Genomic DNA, 23,864 nt, shown 5'->3' on the forward strand with positions numbered 1-23,864 from the left:
ATATACGGACGCGCGAGGCTACAGAGCGTACGGCCGTGCGGGTGCCGTGAACGGGCCGGGATGCGCCATGTCATCCCGGCCCGTTGCCGTACCCCTCGGGGGTGCGCACCACCGCCTTCTCCTCCGCGAAGTGGCATGCCGAGTCGTGCGCGGCCGGGCCCGTCGCGCCGCGGAACTCCTCCGGCACCGCCAGCGCCGGCACCTCCAGGGCACAGCGCTCCCGCGCCTTCCAGCAGCGGGTCCGGAAGCGGCATCCGGAGGGAATGTCCGTCGGCGACGGGACGTCCCCCGTGAGGATGATCCGCTCCCGCCGTTCCCGCGCCTGGGGGTCCGGCACGGGGACCGCGGAGAGCAGCGCCTGGGTGTAGGGGTGCGTCGGGTGCTCGTAGATCTCCTCGTCGCTGCCGGTCTCCACGATCCGGCCCAGGTACATCACCCCCACCCGGTCCGAGATGTGCCGCACGATCGACAGGTCGTGCGCGATGAACACGTACGAGAGGTCGAACTCGCTCTGCAGCCGCTCCAGCAGGTTGACCACCTGCGCCTGCACCGACACGTCCAGCGCCGAGACCGGTTCGTCGGCGACGATCACCTCCGGCCGCAGCGCCAGTCCCCGCGCGATGCCGATGCGCTGGCGCTGGCCGCCGGAGAACTGGTGCGGATACCGGTTGATGTACTCGGGGTTGAGCCCGACCACGTCCAGCAGTTCCCGCACCCGACGGCGCCGGTCGCCCTTGGGGGCCGCCTCGGGGTGGATCTCGTACGGCTCCCCGATGATGTCGCCCACCGTCATCCGGGGGTTGAGGGAGGTGTACGGATCCTGGAAGACCATCTGGATGTTGCGGCGCACCGCCTTCAGGGCGCGGCCCGACAGTTTGGTGATGTCCTCGCCCTTGAACCTGATCGAGCCCGCCGTCGGCTTCTCCAGGTTGCACAGCAGTTTCGCCACCGTCGACTTGCCGCAGCCCGACTCGCCCACGATGCCGAGCGTCTCGCCCCGGCCCAGCGTGAAGTCGACGCCGTCCACCGCCCTGACCGCGCCGACCTGCTTCTTGAAGAGGATTCCCCGGGTGAGCGGGTAGTGCTTGACGAGCCCGCTGACCTCCATGATCGGCTCAGCCATCGAGGCACTCCCGCCAGAAGTGGCAGGCGCTGCCCCGGTCAGCGTCGACCCCGTACAGCGGGGGCTCGTCGGTGCGGCACACGTCCCGGGCCATCGGGCAGCGCGGGTGGAAGGCGCAGCCCGGCGGGATGTCCATCAAGTTCGGCGGCAGGCCCTTGATGGCGTACAGCTCCCGGCCCTTGTGGTCCAGGCGGGGGATGGAGTCCAGCAGTCCGCGGGTGTAGGGATGGGCGGGCGCCTTGTAGATCTCGTGGACCGGGGCCGACTCGACGATCCGGCCCGCGTACATGACGGCGATGCGGTCGGCCACGTCCGCGACCACGCCCAGGTCGTGGGTGATCAGGACGAGGCCCATCCGGTACTCGCGCCGCAGTTCCGCGAGCAGGTCCATGATCTGGGCCTGCACGGTGACGTCGAGCGCGGTGGTCGGCTCGTCGGCGATGATGAGGGCCGGCTCCAGGGCCATCGCCATGGCGATCATGATGCGCTGGCGCATACCGCCGGAGAACTGGTGGGGATAGTCCCGCACCCGCTGGGCCGCCCCGGGGATCCGCACCCGGTCCATCAGCTCGACGGCCTCGGCGCGCGCGGCCTTCCTCGACATGCCCCGGTGCACGACGAACATCTCGCCCAGTTGATCGCCCACCGAGAGCACCGGGTTGAGGGACGACAGCGCGTCCTGGAAGATCATCGCCATCCCGGCGCCCCGGATCCTGCGCCGCTCCTCCTCCCTCAGCTTCAGCAGGTCCCTGCCCTGGAAGAGGATCTCGCCGCCGGTGATCCGCCCCGGCGGCATGTCCAGGATGCCCATCACCGCCTGGGCGGTCACCGACTTGCCGGAGCCGGACTCGCCGAGTACGGCGAGGGTCTCCCCCGCGTCGACTTCGCAGGAGACCCCGTTGACGGCGTGCGCCACCCCGTCCCGGGTGCGGAACTCCACGCGCAGGTCACGCACTTCGAGCAGCACGGCACCCTCACCTCAGCTTCGGGTCGAGGGCGTCGCGCACCGCGTCGCCGAGCATGATGAAGGCCAGGACGGTGACCGCCAGCGCGCCGGAGGGCCACAGCAGGGCGTGCGGGGCGTTGCGGATGTAGGGGGAGGCGGCCGAGATGTCGATGCCCCAGGAGACGCTGGGCGGTTTGAGACCGACGCCGAGGTACGACAGGGTCGCCTCCAGAGCGATGTAGGTGCCGAGGGCGATGGTGGCCACGACGATCACGGGCGCCACCGCGTTGGGCGCGATGTGCCGCAGCAGGATGCGCGAGTTGGAGGCGCCGAGGGCACGGGCGGCCAGCACGTAGTCGTTGTGCTGGGCGCCGATGACCGCGCCCCGGGCGATCCGGGAGATCTGCGGCCAGCCGAGCAGCACCATGAACCCGATGACCGGCCAGACCGTATTGCTGGTCACCACGGAGAGCAGGACCAGACCGCCGAGGACGACCGGGATGGCGAAGAAGATGTCGGTGACGCGGGACAGCAGGGCGTCCCAGGCCCCGCCGAAGAAGCCCGCGAGGCCGCCCAGCACGGAGCCGAACAGCGCGACCCCGAGCGTGGCGCAGACGCCCACCGTGACGGACGTACGGGCGCCGTACACGGTCCGCGTGTAGACGTTGCAGCCCTGGCCGTCGTACCCGAAGGGGGCGCCCGGCCCGGAGCCGTCCTGGGCCTTGGCGAGGTCGCAGGTGAGGGGGCTGCCGGAGGCGATCGCGGAGGGCCACAGGGAGATGAGGACCAGGAAGACGATGAAGAGGGCGGACAGGACGAAGACGGGGTTGCGGCGCAGGTCCCGCCAGGCGTCGGACCAGAGCGAGCGCGCCCGTGCGGCGGCGGCCGGTGACCGCTGCTCCAGCGTGGTGGCCTCGCCGGCCGCCAGGTCCATCGCCCCGCCCATGCCGGTCCCCGCGATGGCGCCCTCGGGCTCGTACGGCTGCTCAGGCATAGCGGATCCTCGGGTCGAGTACGGCGTACAGCAGGTCGACGAGCAGGTTGGCCACCAGGAAGACCAGGACGAGCACGGTCACGAAGCCGACGACGGTCTGGGTGTTCTGCCGGAGGATCCCCTGGTAGAGCTGGAAGCCGACGCCGTGGATGTTGAAGATCCGCTCGGTGACGATCGCGCCGCCCATCAGGGCGCCGATGTCGGTGCCGATGAAGGTGACCACGGGGATGAGGGAGTTGCGCAGCAGGTGCCGGGTGATGACCCGGTGCCTCGGCAGACCCTTGGCGACGGCCGTGCGGACGTAGTCGGACCGCCTGTTCTCGGCGAGGGAGGTGCGGGTCAGCCGGGTGACGTAGGCGAGCGAGACGGACGCCAGGACCAGGCCGGGGACGATCAGCTCGCCGAAGCCGGCGTCCGGGGAGACGGACGGTTTGATCCAGGCCCACTGGACGCCGAGCAGGAGCTGGAGCAGCAGACCGGTGACGAACGTCGGTACGGAGATGACGACGAGCGTGCCCAGCAGCACCCCGGTGTCGACGGGCCGTCCGCGTCCGAGGCCGGTCAGCACGCCCAGCGCGATGCCGACGACGACCTCGAACAGGATCGCCACCACGGTCAGCCGGACGGTGACGGGGAACGCCGACGCCATCAGCTCGGTGACCTTCTGTCCGTTGAACGCCGTACCGAAGTCGCCGGTGAACACGTTCCGCATGTAGGTCAGGTACTGCTGCCAGACCGGCTGGTCGAGGCCGAACTCCCGCTTCAGCTGGGCGGCCGTCGCCGGGTCGCAGGACCGTTCGCCGCACAGCCCGGCGACGGGGTCGCCCATCACGTTGACCATGAGGAAGATCAGCAGCGTGGCCCCGACGAACACCGGGACCATCTGGAGCAGTCGTCGCACGACATAGCGCCCCATGGCGGGTCAGCCGACCTTGATCTCGTCGTAGACGGGGACACTGAACGGGTTGAGCGCCACGCCGGACAACCGCTGCGAGTAGCCGGCGCTGCCGTTCTGGTACCAGAGCGGGATGGCGGCCATGTTGTCGCGGACGACCTTCTCGGCCTCCTGGAAGGTGGTGACGGCCTTGGCGGTGTCGGTCTCGGCGTTGGCGCGGTCCACCAGCTTGTCGAAGTCCTTGTTCGACCACTTGCCGTCGTTGGAGGAGGCGCCCGTGTAGTACAGGGGCTGGAGGAAGTTCTGGATGAGCGGGTAGTCCATCTGCCAGCCCGCCCGGAACGGCCCGCTCAGCTTGTGCTGCCCGATCCGGTTCCTGAAGTCCGCGAAGGTGCCGACGGGATTGCCCACACACGCGTTGTCGTCGCCGAGGGCGTTGTTGATGGAGTTGCACACGGCGTCCACCCACTCCTTGTGGGAGCCCGTGTCCGCGTTGTACGTGATCTTGACCTGACCGCCGGGGATCCCACCGCCCTCCTTGATCAGCTGCTTGGCCCGGGCGGGGTCGTAGTCGCAGGCGCTGCCGCACAGACCGTCCTTGAAGCCTCCGGCGGTGCCGAGGACCGGCGAGGTCCAGTCGGTGGCCGGGGTCCGGGTCCGGTGGAAGATCGTGTCGGTGATCTGCCCGCGGTTGATCGCCATGGACAGACCGGTGCGGACCTTGGCCGAGCCGCTTCTGTTCCAGGCCGGGTCGTAGTACGGGAAGGCGAGGGTCTGCAGGATGCCGGCCGGGGTGTTGAGGTAGCGGCCGCCGAGGTCGCTCTTGACGTTCTTCAGCTGCGCGGCGGGAACGTCGTCGACGAGATCGAGGTTGCCGGCCATCAGGTCGGTGTAGGCGGTGTTGCTGTCGGTGTACACCTTCAGGGTCACCCCGTCGTTGTGCGCCTTGTCGGCGCCGGGGTAGCCGTCCCACTTCCTCAGCACCATCTGCGAGCCCCTGGTGTAGGACTCGATCGCGTACGGTCCGTCGCCGACCGGTTTCCTCAGCCAGGCCGCGTGGTCGGAGAAGAACGCCCGGGGCAGCGGCGCGAAGGCGGCGTAGCCGAGGGTGTCCGGGAAGCTGGAGAAGGTCTGGTTCAGCCTGACCGTGAAGGTCCGGTCGTCGACGACCCTGAGCCCGGAGAGGGTGTCCGCGCTCTGCGAGCCGGTGGCCGGGTGGACCTTGTCGTACCCCTCGATGTAACCGAAGAAGTACGCGTTCTTCTGGTTGTTCCTGAGGCTCGCCCCGTAGTTCCAGGCGTCCACGAAGGACCTGGCGGTCACCTTCTCGCCGTTGGAGAAGGTCCAGCCGCTCCTGAGCCTGACGGTGAAGTTCCGCGAGTCCTTCGTGTCGATGCTCTGCGCGAGCATGTCCTTGGCCGCGCCGGTCTTCGGGTCGTACCGCTTCAGACCCCGGAAGACCATGTCGAGGACCTTCCCGCCCTGCACCTCGTTGGTGTTCGCCGGCTCCAGCGGGTTCTGCGGATCACCCCAGGAGGAGCTGAGCGTCGCCCCGCCGGCGCCGCTGCCGCCGGCTGAACCGCCCCCGCACCCGGCGGCGGCGAGCACGGCCAGCACCGCACAGACGGCCCCTGTGGCGTGCCTGGCTCCACGCATGGCGTGCCTCCTCCGCGACGGGTGATCCATCACTCGTCAATATCGTCCGATACCGCACATATCGCAGGTTTGACGACCCTTTAGAGGGACACGTCAGCCGATTGCAGGCACATTGCGGATACATTGCGGCACCCCCGGCCGAGGGGTCGCCCGACGGGCCGGACCGATCTTGGTTCCGGGCGCAATGGATCTCCGCGTAACGATGCCGAAACGTTGGATTACGACCCGTCGATGTACGCATTTCGACACACAGCCGTCCGCATAACGAACTCATTGACCGATTAGCCCGATTAGCCCGATGTGAAGCACGGATTGATTACAGCGCGCTACCCGCGTAGCTACGGAACAGTCAAGTGCGAGTAAAAAAGGTAAATAGACAACCAAGGCGCCCGAGAATTTATTGACCTTGAATGAATTGCGTTGAAAAAGTCCGGCGTAGCCCGTAGGGGAGTGCCCTGCGGAGTCATCAGACCCTCCCTGGGCCAGGAGCACCATGACCCTCCCAACTTCATCTACGGCTGTCCCCCTCGAGGTGACCGACGAGTCCGCCGCGAAGTCGATCACTTCCGGCGTTCCGAAGGGCAGCGAGGGACGCTCCCCCGGGCGACTTGCCTGGAAGCGCTTCAAGCGCGACCGGACGGGCGTAATATCCGGTTATGTCGTGATCTTCTTCTTCGTGATCGCGATAGCGGCGCCGCTCATATCCAAGCTGTACGGCAAGAACCCGTACACCACCTACGCGAGCCAGGACCCGAGCCTGCTCGACGCGTTCGCGTACCCGTCGGGGCCGAACGGAGGCATGAGTTCGCAGTTCTGGTTCGGCGTCGAACCGCAGCTCGGCCGAGACGTCTTCACCTTCCTGCTGTACGGCATCCGCACCTCGCTGAGCATCGCCGTCGCCGCCACGATCCTCACCGTGATCGCCGGTGTCGTGATCGGCGTGACGGCCGGCTACCTGGGCGGCAAGACCGACTACCTGGTCGGCCGGGTCATCGACATCCTGCTGTCGTTCCCGTCCACCCTGTTCTTCATCGCGTTCATGCCTGTCGTCTACGGCCTCTTCGTCGCCCCGGACGACAACATCCCGACGTGGCTGCGCGCCACCGCGCTGATCCTGGTGCTGTCCACGTTCGGCTGGGCGTCCATCGCGCGTCTGCTGCGCGGGCAGGTACTCGGCCTGCGTGAGCGCGAGTTCGTCGAGGCGGCCAAGGTCACGGGCGCATCTCCGATGCGCATCGTCTTCAAGGAACTGCTGCCGAACCTGTGGACGCCGATCATCATCCAGTCCACGCTGTTGCTCCCGGCCCTCGTGACCACCGAGGCAGGTCTGTCCTTCCTCGGCGTCGGCATCATCGACCCGACCCCGGACTGGGGCGTGATGATCGCCCGGGGCTCACAGTTCTACTCCGAGGACATCACCTTCATGCTCTTCCCGGGCATCTCGATGGTGCTCTTCGTGGTCGCCTTCAACCTGCTCGGCGACTCGGTACGCGACGCGCTCGACCCGAAGTCCAAGCGGTAGCAACTCCTGTACCACCCGGCCCGGCTCGATGACGTCCGGCTGGTTCCGACCGTCCGAATTGACCCTCATAGGCAGGCTCAGCATGTCCTTTTCTCGCAGAAACTTCATGATCGCCACAGGTGTGGCCGCGGCCTCCACGACCGTGCTGAGTGCCTGCAGCAGCGGTAGCAAGAGCTCGACGGACAAGAACGTCCCGTCGGTCGGCGACGCCAAGACCATGAACATCCCGGTCGGCACCAAGGCCGACTCGACGGGTCCGGCTCCCGAGGTGCCGGGCGCGGTCAAGGGCGGGACGATCTACGGTCTCGACCAGTTCGACATGGACCACCTGGACCCCGCCCAGATCTACGTCTCGACCGAGGGTGCCATCACCCGTCCGATCCTGCGCGGCCTGACCGGCTACAAGGTCGACGACAAGGGTGGCGCCACCCTCGTCGGCGACGTCGCCACGGACGCCGGCACCATGAAGGACGGCGGCAAGACCTGGTCGTTCACGATCAAGGACGGCATCAAGTGGGAGGACGGTTCCGACCTCTCCATGGACGACGTCCGCCACACCTTCGAGCGGCTCTTCGCCTCCTTCGTCACCGAGGGTCCGCGCTACGTCCAGCAGTGGCTGGTCGGCGGGGACAAGTACAAGGGCCCGTACGACGGCAAGCACATCGACTCGCTCGAGGTCTCCGGGAAGACGATCACCTTCCACCTCACCGAGCCGCGTACCGACTTCAACTTCACGCTCGGCATGCCGGGTTACGGTCTCGTCAACAAGAAGCAGGACACCAAGGAGAAGTACGACAAGCGTCCGTTCGCGCTCGGCCCCTACAAGATCGGTGACCGTCAGATCGGCAAGTCCCTGACCTACGTGCGCAACGAGCACTGGGACCCGAAGACGGACTCGATGCGCAACGCCTACCCGGACAAGTACCTCTTCCAGTTCGGTTTCGAGCTGGTCGCCTCCACCGACCGCTACATCTCGGACAAGGGCAACGACCAGTTCACGGTGTCGATCTTCAACGAGGTCGCCCCGGAGCGCACGGCCCAGGTCCTGACCAACGCCACGCTGAAGAAGCGCGTCCTCACCCAGGTCGACACGGTCACCTACTACTGGCCGATCAACATGACCCGGATCAAGGACCTCAAGGTCCGCCAGGCCATCAACTACGCATGGCCGCACCTGCAGTTGCAGACCATCGGTGGCGGCCCCGCCACCAGCGCGATCGCCACCACGATCCTCAGCCCGGTGACCCCCGGCTACCAGAAGTTCGACCTGTACGGCACGGACAAGAAGCCGGGTGGCGACCCCGTCAAGGCGAAGGCCCTGCTGAAGGAGGCCGGCAAGATCGGCCAGAAGCTGGTCATCGCCTACCAGGCCTCGGACACCGCGGTGAAGAGCGCCGTCGCCATCAAGAACGCGCTGGAGGCGGCCGGCTTCCAGGTCGTCAACAAGCAGGTCGACAAGTCGACCTTCTACACCCAGATCGGCAAGATCGACAACGGCTACGACCTGTTCGCGGCCGGCTGGAGCCCGGACTGGCCGAACGGCTACTCGGTCTTCTACCCCTGCTGGAGCGGCAAGAACATCGGCGACGGTCGCAGCAACTACGCGCAGCTGAACGACCCGACCATCAACAAGGCGATCGACGCGGCAGCCAAGATCGCCGACACCACGGCCGCCAACAAGGCCTGGGGCGACATCGACCGTCAGATCATGGAACTGGCGCCGGTCGTCCCGGACTACCACAAGATCCGTAACTGGATGTACGGATCCAAGGTCGGCAACGTCGTGTACGACGCCGGAAACACCTGCATCGCGCTCTGCAAGCTGTACGTCAAGAAGTAAGCGCTGAACCCGTGGGGGCGGCCACGACCTGGCCGCCCCCTACGGCCCACCCCCCTTGCCACCGGCGACGGCGCCCCGTCCGGAAAGTCACGCCCCATGCTCCGCTTCCTTGTCCGCCGAGTCATCGGCGCGCTGGTCATCCTGCTGGTCATCAGCGCCGTCACCTTCTGGCTCTTCTACGCCATTCCGCGTGACCCCGCCATGATGTCCTGCGGCAAGAACTGCACGCCCGACATGCTCAAGCAGGTCCGGCACAACCTGGGCATCGACCACCCGGTCCCGGTCCAGTACTGGTACTGGCTCAAGGGCCTCTTCGTCGGGCGCAGTTACGGCGACTTCGGCAACTGCAACGCCCCCTGCCTGGGCTACTCGTTCGCCAACCGCGAGCCCGTCCTCGGCACGATCCTCGACCGGCTCCCGCTGACCCTCTCCCTCGCCTTCGGCTCGGCCGTCGTCTTCCTCGTCTTCGGCATCGGCGCGGGCATGATCGCCGCGGTGAAGCAGGGCAAGTGGCAGGACAAGTTCGCCAGCTCGGCGTCGCTGGTCGCCTCCTCGCTCCAGATCTACTTCGTCGGTTACATCGTGATGTACTTCCTCGTCGCGAAGCTCGGTGTCCTCGACAACCCGTCGTACACGCCGATCACCGACAACCCCGTCCAGTGGGCCTCCGGTCTGCTGCTGCCCTGGCTCGTCCTGGCCCTGATCTGGACCGCCAACTACACCCGTATGACGCGCTCCCAGCTGGTCGAGACGCTCAGCGAGGACTACGTCCGCACGGCCCGTGCCAAGGGCCTGTCCGCACGCAACGTGTTCTTCCGGTTCGCCTGGCGCGGCGCGATGGGCCCGATCGTCACGATCTTCGGCATCGACCTCGCCACGCTCATCGGCGGCGCGATCATCACCGAATCGGTCTTCAGTCTCCAGGGCGTCGGCCGGCTCGCGCTGGACGCCGTGAACAAGAGCGACCTCCCCATGGTCCTCGGTGTGACCCTGCTGTCCGCCGGCGCGATCGTGATCTTCAACATCATCGTGGACGCCGTCTACGCCTTCATCGACCCGCGGATCCGGCTCGCCTGACCTCCGCCCCACCCCCGACCCCTCGCATCACCCCCAGGAGCGTCCCCGTGACGAGCACCGATCAGCAGCCGTTCCTCTCCATCAAGGACCTCAGGGTCCACTTCTCCACCGAGGACGGCGTCGTCAAGGCCGTCGACGGGCTCAGCTTCGACCTGGCCAAGGGCCAGACCCTCGGCATCGTGGGTGAGTCGGGCTCCGGCAAGTCCGTCACCAACCTGACGATCCTGGGCCTGCACGACCGCGCCCACACCGCCATCGAGGGCGAGATCCTGCTGGACGGAAAGGAGCTGCTCACCGCCTCCGAGAAGGAGCTGGAGCAGCTGCGCGGCAACAAGATGTCCATGATCTTCCAGGACGCGCTGGCCTCGCTGTCGCCGTACCACACGATCGGCACGCAGATCGCCGAGACCTACCGCAAGCACACCGGCGCCTCCAAGTCCGAGGCCCGCAAGCGCGCCATCGAGATGCTGCGCCGGGTCGGCATCCCGCAGCCGGACATGCGGGTGGACGACTACCCGCACCAGTTCTCCGGCGGTATGCGCCAGCGCGCGATGATCGCCATGGCGCTGGTCTGCGACCCCGAGCTGCTGGTCGCCGACGAGCCGACGACCGCGCTGGACGTGACCGTCCAGGCGCAGATCATGGACCTGCTGAAGGACCTCCAGCAGGAGTTCGGCACGGCCATCATCTTCATCACCCACGACCTCGGTGTCATCGCCGACATCGCGGACGACGTGCTGGTGATGTACGGCGGCCGGTGCGTGGAGCGGGGCACCAAGCGGGAGGTGCTGCGCGATCCGCAGCACCCCTACACCGTGGGCCTGATGAACTCCATGCCCAGCCTGACCGGGCCCGTCGACGTCCCGCTGTCGCCGATCCCCGGCTCCCCGCCGTCGCTGCTGAACCCGCCCAGCGGCTGCCGCTTCCACCCGCGCTGCTCCTTCACCGAGCAGGTCGCGGGCGACAAGTGCTCCACCGACCGGCCGGCGCTCGAACTCACCGACGGCCGTGGCGCCGCCTGCCACCTCACCCCGGAGCAGAAGCGGGAACTCTTCGCCGACTTCGCCGGAACCCGGCACAACTGACGGACACGAGACGGGACTTCACGATCATGAGCAACACGAACCCCCTCCTGGACGTCTCCGGGCTGACGAAGCACTTCCCCATCAAGGGCGGCTTCCCGATCCGGCGCACCGTCGGCGCGGTGCAGGCGGTGGACGGGCTGGACTTCCAGGTGGCCGAGGGCGAGAGCCTGGGCCTCGTCGGCGAGTCGGGATGCGGCAAGTCGACCACGGGCCGGCTGATCACCCGGCTGCTGGAGCCGACCGGCGGCAAGATCACCTACCGCGGACAGGACATCACCCACGCGGGCCGCAAGCAGTTGGCGCCGATCCGCTCCGAGATCCAGATGATCTTCCAGGACCCGTACGCCTCGCTGAACCCGCGGCAGACGGTCGGCAAGATCGTGGCGGGTCCGATGGAGATCAACGACATCAACCCGGCCGGCGGCCGCGAGAACCGCGTCCGGGAGCTGCTGGAGATCGTGGGCCTCAACCCCGAGCACTTCAACCGCTTCCCGCACGAGTTCTCCGGCGGCCAGCGCCAGCGCATCGGCGTGGCCCGGGCGCTCGCCCTGGAGCCGAAGCTGATCGTCGCGGACGAGCCGGTCTCCGCCCTGGACGTCTCCATCCAGGCGCAGGTCGTGAACCTCCTGCAGAAGGTGCAGAAGGAACTCGGCATCGCGTTCGTGTTCATCGCCCACGACCTGGCGATCGTCCGGCACTTCTCGCAGCGCGTGGCGGTCATGTACCTCGGCAAGATCGTCGAGATCGCCGACCGCGAGGACCTGTACGACAACCCGCGCCACCCCTACACCCGGGCGCTGCTCTCCGCCGTGCCCGAGGCCACGGTGGAGGACGAGGCCCCGCGCGAGCGCATCCGCCTGGTCGGCGACGTACCGTCCCCGATCAACCCGCCCTCCGGCTGCCGCTTCCGCACCCGCTGCTGGAAGGCCACGGAGAAGTGCGCGACGGAGGCCCCGCCGCTGGTCCAGGTGGAGGGCAACAAGGCGGGCCACCTGACGGCCTGCCACTACCCGGAGACGTCGGACACGGTCCCGGCCACCACCCTCTCCAAGGACGCCGAGAACGCCGTCTGACAGGGCGTACGGCTCTCAGGTCCCAGGACAAGGCCTGCACCTCCACACAGGAGGCGCAGGCCTTGCCCACTCCCGCTTCGGCCTGACCGGACACTGTGTCGCAGAAGGGACACTCGCCGGCAGGGGCTGGCGCCACATGCCTTCATCGTGCTGGCGGCCCCCTTCCGGTGCCACGCCCGGCGGGCAGAGCAGGTCCGCCGACGCGGAGGGGATGTCGTCGGACGTCGGCTGGACGAAGTGATGACCGTACTTTGCCGATGGTTTTGCGTCCATGCGCACGCGGCACGGGAAGACGGCTCACATGACAGTGAACGAATTTCCGCGCGGCGCGGCCCTGCTCGCAGACCCCCTGCGCAACAAAGGCACCGCTTTCAGCCTCCGGGAGCGGGCCGACCATGGTCTGGACGGGCTGCTTCCGGCCGCCGTGGAGACGCTCGATGAACAGGCCGACCGCGCGTACGAGGCGTTCCGCGGCTACGACAAGCCGCTGAACCGGCACGTCTATCTGCGCCAGTTGCAGGACACCAACGAAGTCCTCTTCCACCGCCTGGTCACCCGGCACCTGGAGGAGATGCTGCCCGTCGTCTACACGCCGACCGTCGGCGAGGCGTGCCGGCGCTTCAGCGAGATCTACCGCCGCCCGCGCGGACTGTTCCTGTCCTACGAGGACCGGCACCGCTTCCGGGAGATCCTGCGCAACCGCCCGCACCCGGACGTGGACGTCATCGTCGTCACCGACGGGCAGCGCATCCTGGGCCTGGGCGACCAGGGCGTCGGCGGCATGGGCATCCCGATCGGCAAGCTCAGCCTCTACACCGCCATCGGCGGCATCCACCCGGCCCGTACGCTGCCGATCCTGCTGGACGCCGGGACCGACAACGAGGAGCTGCTGGCCGACCCGCACTACCTGGGCCGCCGGGAGCGTCGTGTCACGGGCTCCGCGTACGACGAGCTGGTGGAATCGCTGGTGGCGGCGGTGGAGGCAGAACTGCCCGGCACGCTGCTGCAGTGGGAGGACTTCGCGACCGCCCACGCCCGCCCGATCCTCACCCGCTACCAGGACCGGCTGCTGACCTTCAACGACGACATCCAGGGCACGGCAGCCGTCGCCCTCGGGGCACTGACCACGGCCACCACGGTCGCGGGCACCCGCCTGACCGACCAGCGGATCGTGATCCTAGGAGCCGGTTCGGCGGCGGTCGGGGTGGCCGACATGATCCGAACGGCGATGACGGACGAGGGCCTGTCGCCGGACGAAGCCCGCTCACGCTTCTGGTTCGTGGACGTCGACGGGCTGCTGACCGCCTCCCGCGACGGGCTCAGTGAGGAACAGCGTGTCTACGCCCGCGACGACGAGCAGGAGTCGTACGGCCTCGCCGAAGTGGTCCGGCGGGCGGAGCCGACCGTGTTGATCGGCCTGTCCACCGCGAAGAACGCCTTCACCGAGGACATCGTCCGGCAGATGGCGTCCGCCTGCGAGCGGCCGGTGATCTTCCCGCTGTCCAACCCGACCTCGCACGCCGAGGCCGACCCGGCCGACCTCGCCCGCTGGACGGACGGCAAGGTCCTGGTCGCCACCGGCTCGCCGTTCCCGCCCCTGAAGACCGACGGCCGCGAGGTGCCGGTGGCGCAGGCGAACAACGTGTACGTCTTCCCGGCCATCGGCCTTGCGGTGACGGCAGCCCGGGCGACCCGGGTCACCGACCGGATGATGGTCGCCGCCGCCCGCGCCGTGGGCCGGTGCGCCGCACGGTCCGCGACGGACGACGCCGTCCCCCCGCCGCTGCTGCCACCGCTGCGGGAGATGCGCGACGCGGCCCGGGAGATCGCCGTGGCCGCGGGGATGGCCGCCGTCGAAGACGGCGTCGCCCCGCACGCGACCGAGGACGAGCTGCGGGCAGCGGTCGAACGCGCCCAGTGGACCCCGCGGTACGAGTGATGACCCATGCCGAATCGTCTCCAGATCGGCCGAGCCGACCATCAGCCCTCCCTTTTCGTCCGATGTGATCAACGAGCTACGCCGCCGCGAGTTCGCACCACACAAATTTGCCGCGATCACCGAACCTGGCCGACGGCTGCCAGCCCCAGTGCGCCGCGCACGCACTGACCAGCACCAGGCCCCGCCCCTCCTCCAGTTCCGAGGCCTCCTCCGTCCGTTGCGGCGGCCGAGGTGGCTCGGGGTCCGCGTCCCACGCCCCGATCCACACCGCCCCCTCCGCCGACCGGCGCACCCTGAGCGCGGCGGGCCCCTTCGTGTGCCGTACGGCATTGGAGACCAACTCCGCCGCGAGCAGCTCCGCCGTGTCGACCAGCCCGATCAGTCCGTGCATCGTCAGGATCAGGCGGAGGGTACGGCGGCAGATGGTGACCGCTCTGAGGTCGTTGGGCACGTAGAGGGTGTAGTCCCAGGTTTCCGACATGCGTCAGCTCCGTTCGGCGAGTGGGGATTTCACACACGGTGGCAATGCCGCAGCCGTCGTGGCAGGACGGCACGGTGCGCTTCCGCTGCGTGTGCGGTGCGTCACCGACGGTAGACCTTAGATTTAAGAGAGTGCAAGCCGGTCCCGTAACCTGACCCCGAACGAGTCGCGTTGAACCGAGGAGTGCCTGATGGGGACCAAGCGCGAGCCCACAGCGCGACAGATGCGGCTTGCCGTCGAGTTGCGCAGGCTCCGCGAGGCGGCGGGCCTCAGCTCCCGTGAGGCGGCGATCTTGCTCGGCGTGAACTCCGTACAGATCAGTCAGATCGAGTCGGGCGTCTCAGGAGTGAGTGAGCAACGTTTGCGCCGCATGGCCGCGAACTACGCCTGCACGGACGAAGAGTTCATCGACGCCTTGGTTGCCATCGCCACCGGTCGGACGAGCGGCTGGTGGGAGGAGTACCGCGAGCTGCTGCCCGCACCCTTCCTCGACCTCGCGGAGTTGGAGCATCACGCCACTTTCCTGCGGGAGGTCCAGTTCCTCTTCGTCCCCGGCCCGCTGCAGACAGAGGACTACGCGCGTGCCGTCTTCTCCTACCGGGCCCCGGAACCTCCGGCTGAACAGCTCGAGCTGCGCGTGCGCCACCGCATGCAACGCAAGACAGCCATCGCAGGTACCCCGTACGAGGCAATCATCCACGAGGCCGCACTGCGCATCATGGTCAGCGACCGCACGGCCTCACGCGCCCAGCTCGCACACGTTCTGGAGCGTTCCGAAGCGGAACACGTCTCCGTACGCGTCATCCCCTTCCAGGTGGAAGGGTTCGCCGGCGCCGCGAGCGCCATGACGTATGCAGGAGGAGCCGTACCGAAGCTGGACACCGTCGTACGCGACGGCCCTCAGGGTGCAACCTTCATCGACTCCGAAGCCCAGCTCGGCGCCTTTCGAACGCTCTTCCGTAAGGTGGAGGCAGTGTCGCTCGATCCCGAGCGCTCGCGCGATTTCATCCACAGGCTGGCGAAAGAGCTGTGAGGCACCCATGGGTATCCCCGACGAGTGGCGGAAGTCGTCCCACTCCGGACCTGGCGACGGCGACTCCTGCGTAGAGATCGCCGACTCACCGCATCGGATATCCATCCGCGACTCCAAAACCCCCGCCAGAGCCACCCTCACCTTCCCACCCCACGCCTTCACCCCCTTCATCGAAGCCCTGAAGAGCAGCTTCTCCACCGAGAGTTGAGAGTCGCTCAAGAACCGCGGCCGAAACTGACACACCGTCCGACGCCGTATGGCACACTGCGCCGGTGGTCGATCACTCGTTCGCCGATCTTTCGCTCGCCGCGCTCTACGACACCCTCAACCCCTGGGGGCCGGGTGACGACTTCTACCTGGGCCTGGTGATGTCCGCCGGGTCCGTGCTGGACGTCGGCTGCGGTACCGGGCAGTTGTTACGGCGGGCGCGCGCCGAGGGGCACTCGGGGGTGTTGATGGGGATCGATCCGGCCGCCGCCATGCTCGTACAGGCGCGGCGGGCCGCACCGGACGTCCACTGGATGCTCGGGGACATGCGGGCCAAGCTGTGGGACGCGGACTTCGACCTCGTCGTGATGACCGGACACGCCTTCCAAGTACTCGTCAGCGACCAGGAGTTGCGGCTCTGCCTGCGAGCCGTACGGGACGCCCTCGCCCCCGGTGGCGGCCGGTTCGTCTTCGACACGCGCAATCCGGCCGCGCGGCCCTGGGAGGCCTGGACACCGGACCGCGCGCGGGAGATCACGAGGGCCGACGGTACGGCCGTACGGGTCTCGCACGAGGTGCGGGCGGTGCGGGGCGGGCCGGCCGGGGAGTGGGTGACGTTCACCGAGACCTTCGAGGCGGACGCGTGGGACCGGCCCAGAGTCAGCACCGCGACCCTGCGCTTCCTCGACGGCGAGATGCTGGCCGACTTCCTCGCCGAGGCCGGACTGCGCGTCGTCGAGCAGTACGGGGACTGGGCACGGGAGCCGGTGTCCTCCAGCAGCCCCGAGATCATCACCGTGGCCGCCGCCCTGGCACCCTAGCCGTCCCCCTCCCCCTCCGAAGCCGCCAGCGCCGGATCCAGCACGATGTCCTCCGCACGGGCCTCGGTCGTCGGGTCCTCCGGGAAGTGGCAGGCCGTCAGGTGACCGGCCCCGTTCCCCGGGATCCGCGCCAGCGGCGGCTCCTGCACCGCGCACCTCTCCTGCGCCTTCCAGCAGCGGGTACGGAAGCGGCAGCCCGAGGGCGGGGAGATGGGGGACGGTACGTCGCCGGCCAGGCGGATGCGCTCCCGCCCCGCCGAGTCGGCCCCGGCCTCCGCCAGGTTCACCTCCGGTACCGCCGACAGCAGCGCGTGCGTGTACGGGTGACGCGGCCGGGCGTAGATGGCCTCCCGGTCCCCCACCTCGATGATCTTGCCGAGGTACATCACCGCCACCCGCTGCGAGAAGTGCCGGACCACCGCCAGGTCGTGCGCGATGAACAGGAAGGCGATGTCCAGCTCCTTCTGGACCTCCTGGAGCAGGTTCACCACCTGGGCCTGGATCGAGACGTCCAGCGCCGACACCGGCTCGTCCGCCACGATCAGCTTCGGCTCCAGCGCCAAGGCCCTGGCGACGCCGATGCGTTGGCGCTGGCCGCCGGAGAACTCATGGGGGAACCGGTTGTAGTGCTCGGGATTCAGGCCCACGATCTCCAGCAGTTCCCGGACCCGCTTCTCCCTCCCGCCCTCCGGCTCGATGCCGTTGATCTCCATCGGACCGGCGATGATCTTGCCGACCGTCTGGCGTGGGTTGAGGGAGGAGTAGGGGTCCTGGAAGATCATCTGGATCTCGGAGCGGATCGGCGCCAGTTGTCTGCGCGAGGCGTGGCTGATGTCCTCGCCCCGGTACAGCACCTGGCCCGCCGTCGGCTCCAGCAGTCGGGTGATCAGCCGGCCCGTCGTCGACTTGCCGCAGCCCGACTCGCCCACCAGACCGAAGCTCTCGCCCGCGTGCACGGTCAGGTCGATGCCGTCCACCGCCTGGACCTGGCCGATCGTGCGGCGGATCGGGAAGCCGCCCTTGACCGGGAAGTGCTTGGTCAGCCCGGAGACCCGCAGCAACGGTTCCCCACGCACGCCTTCAGCCCTCCCGGCGCCCTCGGCATTCTCGACACCCTCGGCCTTCCCGGCGCTCTCGGCCTTCCCGGCGCCCTGGGGCGTCAAGTCGCCCTCCCCACGCGGCCCCTGCGGTATCAGGTCCTCCGACATGGCGTGTCCTCCTCAGGAGCCCTGCCCCGGCCCGACCGGCTCACGCCGGCCGCACCCGTGGGTCGATGAACGCGTACGTGGCGTCGACGACGATGTTGAACAGCAGGATCATGGTCGCCGAGAACAGCATCACGCCCAGCAGCAGCGGCAGATCGCTGAAGAAGACCGACTGGACGGCCAGGTTGCCCAGGCCCGGCAGGCTGAAGGTGTACTCCGTGATGATGGCGCCGCCGAACAGGGAGCCGAGGTCGATGCCGAAGACGGTGACGAGCGGGATCAGCGAGCCGCGCCAGGCGTAGCGGAAGAAGACGTACCGCCGGGACATGCCCTTGGCCCGGGCGGCGCGCACGTGTTCCTCCTGGAGCTGTTCGATCATCGACGAGCGCGCCATCCGGGTGTACTGCGCGGCGAAGATCGTGGACAGCACGACCCAGGGGATGATCAGGCCCGTGAACCAGCTCACGGGGTCGGCGGTGAAGTCGTTGTAGGCGGGCTTGTCGAACCAGTGGGTCCGGTAGACGAGGAGCGCCAGGGCGAGGGGGCCCAGGAAGTAGATCTGCATCGAGCTGATCACCATGGCGCCCGCGGTGGCCGTCCTGTCGATCAGCGTGCCGCGCCGCCAGGCGGCGAGCAGGCCGGTGCCGAGGCCGACGGCCAGGAAGCAGACCGCGCCGCCGAGGGTGAGCGAGACGGTGGTGGGCAGCCGGTCCATGAGGGTCGGCCAGACCGGCTCGCCGGTGTGGTACGAGTACCCGAAGCAGGGTGCGGGGCAGGGCCCCTGGGCGAACCGGTCGCTGCCCAGGACGAGGTTGTGCAGGAAGATCCCGTACTGCTCGGGGATGGACTTGTCCAGGCCGAGTGCCTGGTGGATCTCGGCCAGGCGCTGCGGGTTGCAGGTCTTGCCGCACATCAGCAGGGCCGGGTCACGGGGTATCCCGAAGAACAGCAGGAACGTGACGATGCTCAGCAGGAACAGGATGACGACGGCACCGAGGATCCGGCGGACGAGGAAGCGCAGCATGACGGGGGCGGCTCTCTCGGCTACTTGAGGTAGAGGCGGCGCGGGTCGACGCCGCCGATCACGGCGTCGTAGACGAGGCCGCCGACCCTGGAGCCGGCGATCTGGGTCTGCTTGTAGTAGGCGGTCGGTACGACGTTGACGACGCCCTTGACGATGTAGTCGTCGAGCTTCTCCCACTGGTAGGCGGCCTGGGTCGGGTCGGTGATCCTGCTGGCGCTGTCGATCCAGCTGTTGATCTTCGGGTCGTCGACCTGGGAGTAGTTCGCGGCGCCGTCGGCGATCACCCGGCCGTCGAACGTCGGCGGGATCACGGTCGAGGGGGACGGCCAGTCGGCGGCCCACGCCGTGTGGAAGATGTCGTAGTCGTTGTCGAGTTTGCTGACCTGGTCGTAGTAGGTCTCGGCCGGGATCTCCTGGCGCTGCACGTCGAAGCCGGCCTTCTTCAGGCCTGCCGCCATGGCGGTGGAGTACTGCTGTCCCTCGGGCGTGTTGACGTAGCCGAAGGTCAGTTTCAGGCCGAGCTTGCCGGCCTGCTTCAGCAGTTCCCTGGCCTTGTCCGGGTCACCGGCGGGTCTGCGCTTCTTGCCCCACGGGTCGAAGGACGGGTCGTAGCCGGGGACGGTCGGGGAGATCACGCCGCCGGCGACCTCCATCGCGTCGGTGCCGCCGTAGGCGCGGAGGAACGGGGTGATGGGCAGGCCGTAGGCGATGGCCTCGCGGACCCGCCTGTCGCGCATCGCCGGGTGGCTCATGTTGATGTTCATCTGGCCGACGTACGCCTGGTAGCCGGAGACGGTGCGGGACCTGAGCCTCGGGTCCCCGCGGACGTTGGAGAGGTCGCCCGCGTCGACCTGGTTGGTGAAGCTGACGCCGGCCCGGTCGGCGCCGGTGTCCGCGAGCAGCGCCTTGGTCGAGGTCTCGTACTGCTGGTTGAAGAGGATGGTGAAGCCGTCGACGTACTGGTGACGCAACGGGTCCGTCCTCGCGTCCCAGTTGGGGTTGCGCACCAGGACCATGGACTTGCCGGACTTGAACGACCGGATCTCGTACGGCCCGGTCGCCAGCGGTGCCTTGTCGTACTTCTCCTTGGTGTCGCCCTTCTCGGAGACCATCGCGTACCCCGCCATGGCCAGCGCGTACGGCAGGTCGGGGTGCGGGGCGCGGAAGTGGAAGACGACCGTCTTCGGGTCCGGGGTCTCCAGCACGCTGTCCGGCAGGTGCCGGCCGTTGTAGGGGCCGCCCTTGAGGAGCTTGCGGTAGCCGGTGCCGGCGGAGTCGGCCAGCCACTGCTGGAGGTAGGTGGGGCCCTGGTCGATGAAGGGGGCGAAGAGCCGTTCGACGGTGTGCCGGACGTCCCGGGAGGTGATCGGGGAGCCGTCCTGGAACCTGATGCCGTCCTTGAGCGTGTACTTCCAGGTCCGGCCGCCGTCGGTGGCGGTCCCCGAGTCGGTGGCCAGGTCGCCGACCACCTCGTGCCTGGTGCCGTCGTCGCTGGTCGCCCTGTAGCCGGTCAGCCCCCGGTGGAGCAGCTGCGCGACGGACATCTCGCTCTGGACGTAGATCTGCGCCGGATCCAGGTGGGCGTAGGTGTCACGCTGCAGGACCTCCATGGTGCCGCCGGAGCGGGCGCCTGGCACCGGGGCGGCGGGGCCCCTGGAGTCGGCCGCGTCACCGAATCTGATCGGGGCCTGCTGACGTCTGGCGTTCTGCTGGTCCTTCTTGTCGTCGCCACCGTGGTCGCTGCCGCCCTTGCTGCAGCCGGCGAGGACCAGAGCCCCGGCCGCGAGCACGCAGAGCGCGCCGTACGCGGGGCGTCCGCCTCTTCTCGTCACTGGCTCATCACGGGATTTCCCACCCATCTGTCGGAGGGTCAGCGTGCGGTCCTGGGGTCGAAGGCGTCTCTGAGCGAGTCGCCGAGCAGGTTGAACGCGACGACGAAGACGATCATGGAGATGCCGGGGAAGAACATGTAGGTGATGTCGTCGCGCATCACGAGTTCGGTGGACGCCTTGGCGAACATCTGTCCCCAGTCCGGCGTCGGTTCGACGATGCCCACCCCGAGGTAGGACAGCCCGGCCTCGGCGGTCACGAAGCCGGGCAGCAGGTACGTCGCCTGCACCAGGAGGGGGGTGACGACGTTGGGCAGGATCTCCCGGTGGATGATCCGCCACGGGGAGGCGCCGCTGACCCTGGCCGCCTCGATGAACTCCCGCTCGCGCAGGGCCATCGAGGTGCCGCGCAGGATCCGGGCGAGACCCATCCAGCCCAGGAACCACTGGACGAGGATGAGGGCGACGACCCGGACGTAGGTCGGCGTCTCGTCGCGGGGGCTGACGAACAGGGAGACCACCACCGGCATGCCGGCGATGAAGAACAGCTGCGCCGGGAAGGCCAGCAGGAAGTCGATCAGCCGGCCGATGACGTAGTCGGTACGGCCGCCGAGGTAGCCGGCCGCGACGCCGAGCAGGATCCCGGTCGCCACGACCGCGACGGTGACCGCCACCGAGATCATCAGGGAGGTGCGGATGCCGTAGAGGAGCTTGGTGAAGACGTCGTAGCCGTTGCCCGGTTCGAGGCCGAACCAGAACTCGCCGCTGATACCGCCGTCGGGCCGCACCGGCACCCCGGCGCTGTCGAAGAGTTCGGGGCGTTCGTCCGCGTACACCGTGTACGGGTTCTTGCCGTACAGGGCGGCGACCAGTGGGGCGAGCAGTCCGGCCAGAAAGAAGAACCCCACGACGTAGGCCGAGGTCACGCCCGTCCGGTCGCGCTTGAAGCGGATCCACATCAGTCGGCCCGGGGACCGGCCTATGAGGTTGACAGGACTGGTCACGGTTCGTCCGTTTCAGTCGGCTTGATCACACAGTTGGATCACACAGCGCGAGGCCTGTCGAGCGGAACGTCACTGATCTAACTATCTGTCATGAGCCTGATACGGACAAGCCCGGGTGCCCCCGTCATGGGGGCACCCGGGCTCGGCGCTCGTGCCGGTGTGGATCAGCCGTGCTTGGCGCGGCTCGCGGCGCGGGCGCGCTCGCGGGCGTCCAGGTTCACCTTGCGGATGCGGACCGCCTCCGGGGTGACCTCCACGCACTCGTCGTCGCGGCAGAACTCCAGCGACTGCTCCAGGGAGAGCTTGCGCGGCGGGACGATCGACTCGGCCACATCGGCCGTGGACGACCGCATGTTGGTGAGCTTCTTCTCCTTGGTGATGTTGACGTCCATGTCGTCGGAGCGGGAGTTCTCGCCGACGATCATGCCCTCGTACACCTCGGTGCCCGGCTCCACGAAGAGCACACCGCGCTCCTGGAGGTTCGTCATCGCGAACGCGGTGACGGCGCCGGAGCGGTCGGCGACCAGCGAGCCGTTGTTACGGGTCTGCAGCGGGCCGAACCAGGGCTCGAAGCCCTCGTGGATGGAGTGCCCGATGCCGGTGCCACGGGTGCTGGTCAGGAACTCGGTACGGAAGCCGATGAGGCCGCGCGAGGGCACCACGAACTCCATGCGGACCCAGCCCGAGCCGTGGTTGGACATGTTGTCCATACGGCCCTTGCGGACACCCATGAGCTGCGTGACCGCGCCCATGTGCTCCTCGGGCACGTCGATGGTCATGCGCTCGACGGGCTCGTAGACCTTGCCGTCGACGTCCTTGGTGACGACCTGGGGCTTGCCGATGGTCAGCTCGAAGCCCTCGCGGCGCATCTGCTCGACCAGGATGGCGAGCGCCAGCTCACCACGGCCCTGGACCTCCCAGGCGTCGGGACGCTCGGTGTCCAGCACCCGCAGCGAGACGTTGCCGACCAGCTCGCGGTCGAGGCGGTCCTTGACCTGGCGGGCGGTGACCTTGCGGTCCTTGACGGCCGCCTTCGCGTCGGCGCCCTTGCCGGTGCCGCCACGGCCGACCAGCGGGGAGGTGTTGGTGCCGATGACCATGGAGATCGCGGGCTCGTCGACCGTGATCAGGGGCAGCGGGATGGGGTTCTCGGTGTCGGCGAGGGTCTCGCCGATCATGATGTCCGGGATACCGGCGACGGCGCAGATGTCACCCGGGCCGGCCTTCTCCGCGGGCTTGCGGGTGAGCGCCTCGGTCATCATCAGTTCGCTGATGCGGACGTTGCTGATCGACCCGTCACGCTTGATCCAGGCGACCGTCTGGCCCTTGCGCAGCTCGCCCTGCTCGACGCGGAGCAGCGCGATACGGCCGAGGAAGTTGTCGGCGTCCAGGTTGGTGACGTGGGCCTGGAGCGGGGCGGCCTCGTCGTAGGTCGGGGCCGGGATGTGCTCCAGGATCGTGGAGAAGAACGGCTCCAGGCTGGTGGAGTCGGCGGGGACGGTGCCGTCCTCCGGCTTGGTCAGCGAGGCGATGCCGTCACGGCCGCAGGCGTAGACGATCGGGAACTCGATCTGCTCCTCGTCCGCGTCCAAGTCGAGGAAGAGGTCGTACGTCTCGTTGACGACCTCGTCGATCCGGGCGTCGGGGCGGTCCGTCTTGTTGATGCACAGGATGACGGGGAGGCGGGCCTGCAGGGCCTTGCGCAGCACGAAGCGGGTCTGCGGCAGCGGGCCCTCGGAGGCGTCCACGAGGAGCACGACACCGTCGACCATCGACAGACCGCGCTCGACCTCGCCGCCGAAGTCGGCGTGCCCGGGGGTGTCGATGATGTTGATGGTGATGACGTCGCCGCCATCCTTCGGGTGGTACTTCACCGCCGTGTTCTTGGCGAGGATCGTGATGCCCTTCTCACGCTCCAGGTCGTTCGAGTCCATCATGCGGTCGTCGACGCCTTCGAGCTGGTGCGCGGCGAAGGCGCCGGCCTGCTTCAGCATGCCGTCGACGATGGTCGTCTTGCCGTGGTCGACGTGGGCGACGATGGCGACGTTGCGGATGTCGTGGCGCGTGGCCATATTGCGACGTACTCCCGGGGTGTGAGGAAGGCCCTCTG

Annotated in this window: 20 protein-coding genes; 9 read left to right on the forward strand and 11 right to left on the reverse strand. The window is 68.2% G+C overall.

Features of this window, described 5'->3' with window-relative positions; translation table 11 throughout:
- Positions 1-70: 70 nt before the first annotated feature.
- From ACFYMM_RS01220 to ACFYMM_RS01240, 5 genes are read right to left on the reverse strand one after another with little or no spacing between them, the layout of a single operon-like run.
- Positions 71-1,123: an ABC transporter ATP-binding protein gene (locus tag ACFYMM_RS01220; protein WP_388382557.1), complete on the reverse strand. Its 1,053-nt coding sequence runs from the start codon at positions 1,121-1,123 to the stop codon at positions 71-73.
- Positions 1,116-2,090 carry an ABC transporter ATP-binding protein gene (locus ACFYMM_RS01225; protein ID WP_388382559.1) on the reverse strand — a complete coding sequence of 325 codons (975 nt, stop codon included), beginning with the start codon at positions 2,088-2,090 and terminating at the stop codon, positions 1,116-1,118. The genes ACFYMM_RS01220 and ACFYMM_RS01225 overlap by 8 nt, the downstream gene beginning before the upstream one ends.
- 7 nt (positions 2,091-2,097) lie before the next feature.
- A complete protein-coding gene (locus ACFYMM_RS01230) occupies positions 2,098-3,063 on the reverse strand; it encodes an ABC transporter permease (protein ID WP_388382561.1) in 966 nt (321 codons plus the stop codon).
- The gene (locus ACFYMM_RS01235) at positions 3,056-3,979 is read right to left on the reverse strand and encodes an ABC transporter permease (protein WP_388382563.1); all 924 of its coding nucleotides are present in this window, start codon (positions 3,977-3,979) and stop codon (positions 3,056-3,058) included. The genes ACFYMM_RS01230 and ACFYMM_RS01235 overlap by 8 nt, the downstream gene beginning before the upstream one ends.
- 6 nt (positions 3,980-3,985) lie before the next feature.
- Complete coding sequence (locus tag ACFYMM_RS01240; protein WP_388382565.1) at positions 3,986-5,614, reverse strand: ABC transporter substrate-binding protein; 1,629 nt, start codon at positions 5,612-5,614, stop codon at positions 3,986-3,988.
- A 532-nt stretch (positions 5,615-6,146) separates the two neighbouring features.
- Here ACFYMM_RS01240 and ACFYMM_RS01245 point away from each other — a divergent pair.
- The 6 genes from ACFYMM_RS01245 (at position 6,147) to ACFYMM_RS01270 (ending at position 14,150) form a co-directional block, all read left to right on the forward strand.
- Complete coding sequence (locus ACFYMM_RS01245; protein WP_388382567.1) at positions 6,147-7,136, forward strand: ABC transporter permease; 990 nt, start codon at positions 6,147-6,149, stop codon at positions 7,134-7,136.
- 82 nt (positions 7,137-7,218) lie between these two features.
- Entirely contained in the window at positions 7,219-8,976 is a 1,758-nt protein-coding gene (locus ACFYMM_RS01250; protein WP_388382568.1) for an ABC transporter substrate-binding protein, read from the forward strand.
- A 96-nt stretch (positions 8,977-9,072) separates the two neighbouring features.
- Positions 9,073-10,053, forward strand: coding sequence for an ABC transporter permease (locus ACFYMM_RS01255; RefSeq protein ID WP_388382570.1), 981 nt, complete (start codon positions 9,073-9,075; stop codon positions 10,051-10,053).
- A 47-nt stretch (positions 10,054-10,100) separates the two neighbouring features.
- Positions 10,101-11,138: an ABC transporter ATP-binding protein gene (locus ACFYMM_RS01260; protein WP_388382572.1), complete on the forward strand. Its 1,038-nt coding sequence runs from the start codon at positions 10,101-10,103 to the stop codon at positions 11,136-11,138.
- Positions 11,139-11,164: 26 nt separating this feature from the next.
- Positions 11,165-12,211: an ABC transporter ATP-binding protein gene (locus ACFYMM_RS01265; RefSeq protein WP_388382574.1), complete on the forward strand. Its 1,047-nt coding sequence runs from the start codon at positions 11,165-11,167 to the stop codon at positions 12,209-12,211.
- 301 nt (positions 12,212-12,512) lie between these two features.
- Positions 12,513-14,150, forward strand: coding sequence for an NAD-dependent malic enzyme (locus ACFYMM_RS01270; protein ID WP_388382576.1), 1,638 nt, complete (start codon positions 12,513-12,515; stop codon positions 14,148-14,150).
- Positions 14,151-14,226: 76 nt separating this feature from the next.
- Here the strand turns inward: ACFYMM_RS01270 and ACFYMM_RS01275 are convergent, their stop codons facing one another.
- Complete coding sequence (locus ACFYMM_RS01275) at positions 14,227-14,631, reverse strand: ATP-binding protein (RefSeq protein WP_388382578.1); 405 nt, start codon at positions 14,629-14,631, stop codon at positions 14,227-14,229.
- Between the two features lie 190 nt (positions 14,632-14,821).
- Between ACFYMM_RS01275 and ACFYMM_RS01280 the strand changes: the two genes are divergently transcribed.
- The 3 genes from ACFYMM_RS01280 to ACFYMM_RS01290 all read left to right on the forward strand — a co-directional run bounded on the left by ACFYMM_RS01280 (position 14,822) and on the right by ACFYMM_RS01290 (position 16,692).
- The gene (locus tag ACFYMM_RS01280; protein WP_388382581.1) at positions 14,822-15,664 is read left to right on the forward strand and encodes a helix-turn-helix domain-containing protein; all 843 of its coding nucleotides are present in this window, start codon (positions 14,822-14,824) and stop codon (positions 15,662-15,664) included.
- Between the two features lie 7 nt (positions 15,665-15,671).
- A complete protein-coding gene (locus ACFYMM_RS01285; protein ID WP_388382582.1) occupies positions 15,672-15,872 on the forward strand; it encodes a DUF397 domain-containing protein in 201 nt (66 codons plus the stop codon).
- A 64-nt stretch (positions 15,873-15,936) separates the two neighbouring features.
- Positions 15,937-16,692, forward strand: coding sequence for a class I SAM-dependent methyltransferase (locus tag ACFYMM_RS01290; protein ID WP_388382583.1), 756 nt, complete (start codon positions 15,937-15,939; stop codon positions 16,690-16,692).
- On the opposite strand, the gene ACFYMM_RS01295 is transcribed toward ACFYMM_RS01290, so the two are convergent.
- The 5 genes from ACFYMM_RS01295 to typA form a co-directional block, all read right to left on the reverse strand.
- Positions 16,689-17,900 (reverse strand): ABC transporter ATP-binding protein, encoded by a 1,212-nt coding sequence (locus ACFYMM_RS01295; RefSeq protein WP_388382585.1) that lies wholly within the window; start codon positions 17,898-17,900, stop codon positions 16,689-16,691. The two genes, ACFYMM_RS01290 and ACFYMM_RS01295, sit on opposite strands and share 4 nt — an antisense overlap.
- A 40-nt stretch (positions 17,901-17,940) precedes the next feature.
- A complete protein-coding gene (locus ACFYMM_RS01300) occupies positions 17,941-18,921 on the reverse strand; it encodes an ABC transporter permease (protein WP_388382587.1) in 981 nt (326 codons plus the stop codon).
- Between the two features lie 20 nt (positions 18,922-18,941).
- A complete protein-coding gene (locus ACFYMM_RS01305) occupies positions 18,942-20,780 on the reverse strand; it encodes an ABC transporter substrate-binding protein (protein WP_388382589.1) in 1,839 nt (612 codons plus the stop codon).
- An 11-nt stretch (positions 20,781-20,791) separates the two neighbouring features.
- A complete protein-coding gene (locus ACFYMM_RS01310; protein ID WP_388382591.1) occupies positions 20,792-21,754 on the reverse strand; it encodes an ABC transporter permease in 963 nt (320 codons plus the stop codon).
- A gap of 164 nt (positions 21,755-21,918) precedes the next feature.
- Positions 21,919-23,826: a translational GTPase TypA gene (gene typA, locus ACFYMM_RS01315; RefSeq protein WP_388382593.1), complete on the reverse strand. Its 1,908-nt coding sequence runs from the start codon at positions 23,824-23,826 to the stop codon at positions 21,919-21,921.
- Positions 23,827-23,864 lie beyond the last annotated feature (38 nt).

Source organism: Streptomyces sp. NPDC006739 (genome assembly GCF_042869815.1).
In the GTDB taxonomy this organism is placed as follows: domain Bacteria; phylum Actinomycetota; class Actinomycetes; order Streptomycetales; family Streptomycetaceae; genus Streptomyces.